5 protein-coding genes are annotated in these 5,331 nt (G+C 70.6%); 2 read left to right on the top strand and 3 right to left on the bottom strand.

All coding sequences use genetic code 11. From position 1 onward, the window contains the following. The 3 genes from FNQ90_RS11600 to FNQ90_RS11590 form a co-directional block, all read right to left on the bottom strand. A partial coding sequence (locus tag FNQ90_RS11600) for a metal ABC transporter permease (protein WP_182606300.1) occupies positions 1 to 888 on the bottom strand: 888 nt, incomplete at its 3' end. A gap of 62 nt (positions 889 to 950) precedes the next feature. Next, entirely contained in the window at positions 951 to 1,706 is a 756-nt protein-coding gene (locus FNQ90_RS11595; protein ID WP_182606299.1) for a metal ABC transporter ATP-binding protein, read from the bottom strand. An 87-nt stretch (positions 1,707 to 1,793) separates the two neighbouring features. Next, a complete protein-coding gene (locus FNQ90_RS11590; protein WP_182606298.1) occupies positions 1,794 to 2,999 on the bottom strand; it encodes a metal ABC transporter substrate-binding protein in 1,206 nt (401 codons plus the stop codon). Between the two features lie 237 nt (positions 3,000 to 3,236). Between FNQ90_RS11590 and FNQ90_RS11585 the strand changes: the two genes are divergently transcribed. Both FNQ90_RS11585 and FNQ90_RS11580 read left to right on the top strand, forming a co-directional pair. After that, a complete protein-coding gene (locus tag FNQ90_RS11585) occupies positions 3,237 to 4,619 on the top strand; it encodes a glycine--tRNA ligase (RefSeq protein ID WP_143620916.1) in 1,383 nt (460 codons plus the stop codon). Between the two features lie 356 nt (positions 4,620 to 4,975). Then, positions 4,976 to 5,287 carry a hypothetical protein gene (locus FNQ90_RS11580; RefSeq protein WP_143620914.1) on the top strand — a complete coding sequence of 104 codons (312 nt, stop codon included), beginning with the start codon at positions 4,976 to 4,978 and terminating at the stop codon, positions 5,285 to 5,287. Positions 5,288 to 5,331 lie beyond the last annotated feature (44 nt).

Raw genomic sequence — 5,331 nt, 5'->3', positions numbered from 1 at the left:
CGCGGGCACCGTCGCACGCTCCCCGACGGGAGTGCCCGCGGGGGGCACGGGCAGGCCCGCCCGCCGGGCCCGCCGACGGGCGATCGGCCGGGTCAGGGCGGCGGCCAGGGCGAACAGCCCCATGGCGATCAACACGATCGTCGCCCCGGGCGGGACATCGGCGTAGTAGGAGGCGACCGTGCCGGAGACCGAGACGATCACCCCGAAGCCGCACGCTACGGCGAGCGTTCCCGCGTAGCTGCGGGTCGCCTGCTGGGCCGCCACCACCGGGATCACCATCAGCGCGCTGACCAGCAACAGACCCACCACGCGCATGGCGACCGTGACGGTGGCGGCGGCGGTCACCGCGAGCAGCAGGTTCAGCGCCCGCACCGGCAGGCCGGTCACCCGGGCGAACTCCTCGTCCTGGCAGACCGAGAACAGTTGTCGGCGCAGTCCCAGGCCGACCACCAGCACGAAGGCCGCCAGGATCACGATGGCCGTGATGTCGGAGGCCGAGACGGTGGTCACCGAGCCCCACAGGTAACTCGTCAGGCCGGCCGTGGAGCCCCCGGGAGCCAGATTGATGATCATCACGCCGCCGGCCATGCCGCCGTAGAAGAGCATCGCCAGGGCGATGTCCCCGCGGGCCTTCCCCGACAGGCGCAGCAACTCCATGCCGACGGCGCCGATCGCCGACACCACCACCGCCATCCACACCGGGCTGGTGTTGAACAGGAAGCCCAGGGCCACGCCGGTCAGCGCCACGTGTCCGATGCCGTCCCCCATCAGGGCCTGTCGGCGTTGCACCAGGTAGATGCCGACCACCGGCGCGGTCACCCCGATCACCAGGGCGGCGATCAGGGCCCGCTGCATGAAGGCGTAGTTCAGGAACTCCAGCGCCAGCATCCGGGCCTCGACCGGGGGGAGGGGGCCGCTGTCCGACGCCAGGGGGAGGGAGAGAAGGGACATCACATGATCCCGGTGTGCAGACGCGGCTCGGCGGACGGCTCGGCGGCGTCCTCCGGATGACAGGCGTGGGTGTCGGGCAGTTGGTCGCCGCGCTGGACGACCCGCTCCACCCGGCCCCCGGAAAGGATCACGGCACGGTCGATCAGTGGCTCCATCGGGCCCAGTTCGTGCAGGACGAGCAGGACGGCGGTACCGCGCCCCACCAGGGTCCGCACGGTGTCGGCGAGCACGTCCTGACTGGCGAGGTCCACCCCCGCCAGCGGCTCGTCCATGATCAGCAGGTCGGGGTCGTTGGTCAGCGCCCGGGCGATGAGCACCCGCTGGTGCTGACCACCGGAGAGGGTGGCCACCGGTTCGCGCGCCCGGTCGGCCAGCCCCACCGTCTCCAGCGCCCGGTGCACCGCCTCGTGGTCGACGCGCCGCAGCGGGCGCAGACCGCGGTGGGCCAGTCGGCCGGCGGCGACGACCTCGCGCACCGTGGCGGGCACCCCGCCGGCGGCCGTCGAGCGCTGCGGGACGTACCCGATCCGCCGCCAGTCGCGGAACCGGGACAACGGGGTGCCGAACACCTCCAGCCGCCCGGCGGTGATCGGCACCCTTCCCACGGCCGCCCGCACGGTGGTGGACTTGCCGGAGCCGTTCGCCCCCAGCAGGGCGATCACCTCCCCGGCCCGCACGGCGAGGTCGATGCCGCGCAGCACCGGATGACCACCGAGCTCGGCGGTCACTCCCTCCAGGGATATGACGGTCTCCATGGCAGCTCCGTGAGATGGGCCGGAAGCCGTGCCGGGGCGGGGTCGCCCCGGCACGGCGGCACGCCCCGAAGGGGTGCCGGATGTGTATCAGTCCTCGGCGCCGAGGGCCTTTTGGAGGGCCTCGAGGTTGGCGCGCATGACCTCGAAGTAGTCATCGCCCCGGGACCCCTCGGTGATTCCCTCCACCGGGTCCAGCACGTCCGTCTCCAGACCGAGGTCATCGGCGAGAGTCCGCGCGGTGGCGTCGGAGGCCAGGGTCTCGAAGAAGACCGTGGTCACCCCCTCATCCTCCGCGATGTCGTGCAGGGCGCGCATCCGGGCGGCGCTGGGCTCGGACTCCGGGTCCAGGCCGGCTATCGACTCCTCGCGCAGACCGTAGCGTTCGGCGAGGTAGCCGAAGGCGGCGTGGGTGGTGATGAAGACGTCGGAGGTGCGGTTGGCCAGGCCCTCCTCGAACTCCTCGTCCAGGACGCGCAACTCGGCGGTGAGGTCCTCGGCGTTCCGACGGTAGTCGGCGGCGTTGTCCGGGTCCGCGGCGGCGAGGGTCTCGGCCACGCCGTCGGCCACCTCGGCGTACTTGATCGGGTTCAGCCAGACGTGCGGGTCCTCGGAGCCGTGGGCGTGGTCGTGGCCGTGGTCGTCGTCGTGACCGTGGTCGTCCCCGTCGTGGCCGTGCTCCTCTTCCCCGTTCTCGTGGTCGTGGGTGCCGTGCTCGTTCCCGTGGTCGTCGTGGCCGTGGTCGTCGTCGTGGCCGTGGCCGTGGTCGTCCTCGTCGTGCCCGTGCCCGTGCCCGTGCCCGTGGTCGTCGTCGTGCCCGTGCCCGTGGTCGTCGTCGTGCCCGTGGTCGTGGTCGTCCTCGTCGTCGTGCCCGTGGCTGTGGTCGCCCCGGTACTCGGAGAGCTCGGTGAACTCCCCGGCCTCGGCGACGTGCTCCACGCCGGACTGCGCGATGGCCTCGTCCACCGCCGGCTGCAGGCCGGCCAGGTAGACCACCACGTCGGCCTCGGAGAGTTCGCCCACCTGTCGGGGGGAGAGCTCCAGGTCGTGCGGCTCCACGCCGGGCTCGGTGAGGGTGGAGACCGAGACGTGCTCGCCGCCCACCCGCTCGGCCAGGAACTCCATCGGGTAGAAGGAGGCGACCACGTTCAGCGTGCCCCCCGCCTCATCGGTTCCCGCCCCGTCCTCCGTCGAGCCGTCGGTGCCGCAGGCGGACAGGGCGAGGACGGCGAGAGCGGTGGTGACGGCCGGGGCGAGGGCCGTGCGGCGGATGCGGGGGGTTCTGTGAACGGTCATGACGACCATTTTCAGATGGTATGGAAACCGTTGTCAATTTCCTCAACCGCATTGTGACCGGCACCTCCTCGCGGCTTCCACCGGTTCCTCCCGATCCCTCCGGGGGCGCTTTTCGGCCGGCCGGTCGGCGGGGCAACGATCATGTCCGGGGCCCCGGCCCCGATTTGCCGCCGCCCCCCGCACCGCCGGTAATCTGAGGCGATTCCTTGCCTCCATCGCCATCATGAAGAGAGCACCGTGGCAGCCGACAAGATCGAGACCATCGTCAGCCTCAGCAAGCGCCGTGGCTTCGTCTACCCGTGCAGCGAGATCTACGGCGGCCAGCGCGCCGCCTGGGACTACGGACCGCTGGGCGTCGAGCTGAAGGAGAACATCAAGCGCCAGTGGTGGCGCGCCATGGTCACCTCGCGGGACGACGTGGTCGGCATCGACTCCTCGGTCATCCTGGCCACCGAGGTGTGGGAGGCGTCCGGCCACGTGGCGACCTTCACCGACCCGCTCACCGAGTGCACCTCCTGCCACAAGCGCTTCCGCGCCGACCACCTGGAGGAGGCGTACGAGGAGAAGCACGGTCGTCCCCCGGTCGGCGGGCTCAAGGATCTGGGGTGCCCCCACTGCGGGAACAAGGGCACCTTCACCGAGCCCAAGGAGTTCTCCGGCCTGCTCTCCACCCACCTCGGGCCCACCCGGGACTCCGGTTCGGTCGCGTACCTGCGGCCGGAGACCGCGCAGGGCATCTTCACCAACTTCGCGCAGGTCCAGCAGACCTCCCGGAAGAAGCCGCCGTTCGGCATCGCCCAGATGGGCAAGTCCTTCCGCAACGAGATCACGCCGGGCAACTTCATCTTCCGGACCCGTGAGTTCGAGCAGATGGAGATGGAGTTCTTCGTCAAACCGGGCGAGGACGAGCAGTGGCACGAGTACTGGATGGGGCAGCGCTGGGACTGGTACCGCGGGTTGGGCATGCAGGAGGCCAACATGCGGTGGTACGAGCACCCCGCGGAGAAGCTGTCCCACTACTCCAAGCGCACCGCCGACATCGAGTACCGCTTCAACTTCCAGGGCTCCGAGTTCGGTGAGCTGGAGGGCGTGGCCAACCGCACCGACTTCGACCTGAGCTCGCACTCCAAGGCGTCCGGTCAGGACCTGAGCTACTTCGATCAGGAGGCCGGCGAGCGCTGGACCCCCTACGTCATCGAGCCCGCGGCCGGTGTGGGCCGCGCGATGCTGGCCTTCATGCTCGACGCCTACGTCGAGGACGAGGCGCCCAACGCCAAGGGCAAGATGGAGAAGCGCGTCGTCATGCGCCTGGACCCGCGCCTTTCCCCGGTCAAGGTGGCGGTCCTCCCGCTGTCCCGCAACCCGCAGCTCTCCCCGAAGGCCCGCGGCCTGGCCGACGCCCTCCGCCGGCACTGGAACATCGAGTTCGACGACGCCGGCGCCATCGGCCGTCGTTACCGCCGACAGGACGAGATCGGCACCCCGTACTGCGTCACCGTCGACTTCGACACCCTCGAGGACGACGCGGTGACGGTGCGCGAGCGCGACAGCATGAAGCAGGAGCGCGTCTCCCTGGACCGGATCGAGTCCTACCTCGCGGGGCGCCTCATCGGCTGCTGACGATCGTCCCACCCGGACTCCGGCCCCCGGTGTGTCCGGGCTGTCCGGCAACCCGATCCGATCGTCACTCCGTCCGATATTCCGATACCTGGATACTGCGAGAGTCCGATGAAGGGACGGAGTGACGACCCGATGGTGCTGTGATCGGGCTCTCCGATGGGCTTTTCATCGGGTTCCCGTCCCGTCGGATCAACACCTGTGACGGTTCGGTCACGACCTCGCCACAACGCCCGTTCCCGGGCCCCAAGGGGCCTTCCGGGAGCGGGCGTTGTGCTTCACTGGGGCCCTCTTGACAACGGTGTCCCGAGCCGGTATCCCCCGACCCGGGGTGCCCCGAATCAGACAGGGGAGGACGGATGCTGACCACCGGCACCGTCACCGGAACCACCGAATCCGGGACCCGGCACTCCATGCGCATCGGACGCGGCTTCGGCGAGGTGCGTCGCCTCGAGTGCGACAGCTGTGGCTGGAGCCGGGTGGCCCAGTTCGACGTACTCGGCAAGGCCGACCGCCACCTCGCCGACCACGGCGTGTGCACGGCGGGGGAGTGCAGCGACCCCGGGCCGGAGACCTCCGCCCTCCACCCGGGTCCGCTTCCCTGGCTGCTGTGCGCCCTGGGGATGCTGACCCTGCTGGTCGTCGTGGTCGTGCGCACCGTCACCGGCTGACCGGTCGGCCGTCCGACCGGGGCCCGGGGGACATGCGGGACAAT

Origin of the sequence: Streptomyces alkaliphilus (assembly GCF_014141535.1) — a bacterium.
Classification (GTDB): domain Bacteria; phylum Actinomycetota; class Actinomycetes; order Streptomycetales; family Streptomycetaceae; genus Streptomyces; species Streptomyces alkaliphilus.
Note: the sequence above shows the minus strand (reverse complement) of the source record. Positions and strands in the feature narration are given on the sequence as shown.

Coding starts and splice junctions, on each gene's coding strand:
- FNQ90_RS11595 (WP_182606299.1), bottom strand. CDS start 1,706: ATGGAGACCGTCATATCCCTGGAGGGAGTGACCGCCGAGCTCGGTGGT.
- FNQ90_RS11590 (WP_182606298.1), bottom strand. CDS start 2,999: ATGACCGTTCACAGAACCCCCCGCATCCGCCGCACGGCCCTCGCCCCG.
- FNQ90_RS11580 (WP_143620914.1), top strand. CDS start 4,976: ATGCTGACCACCGGCACCGTCACCGGAACCACCGAATCCGGGACCCGG.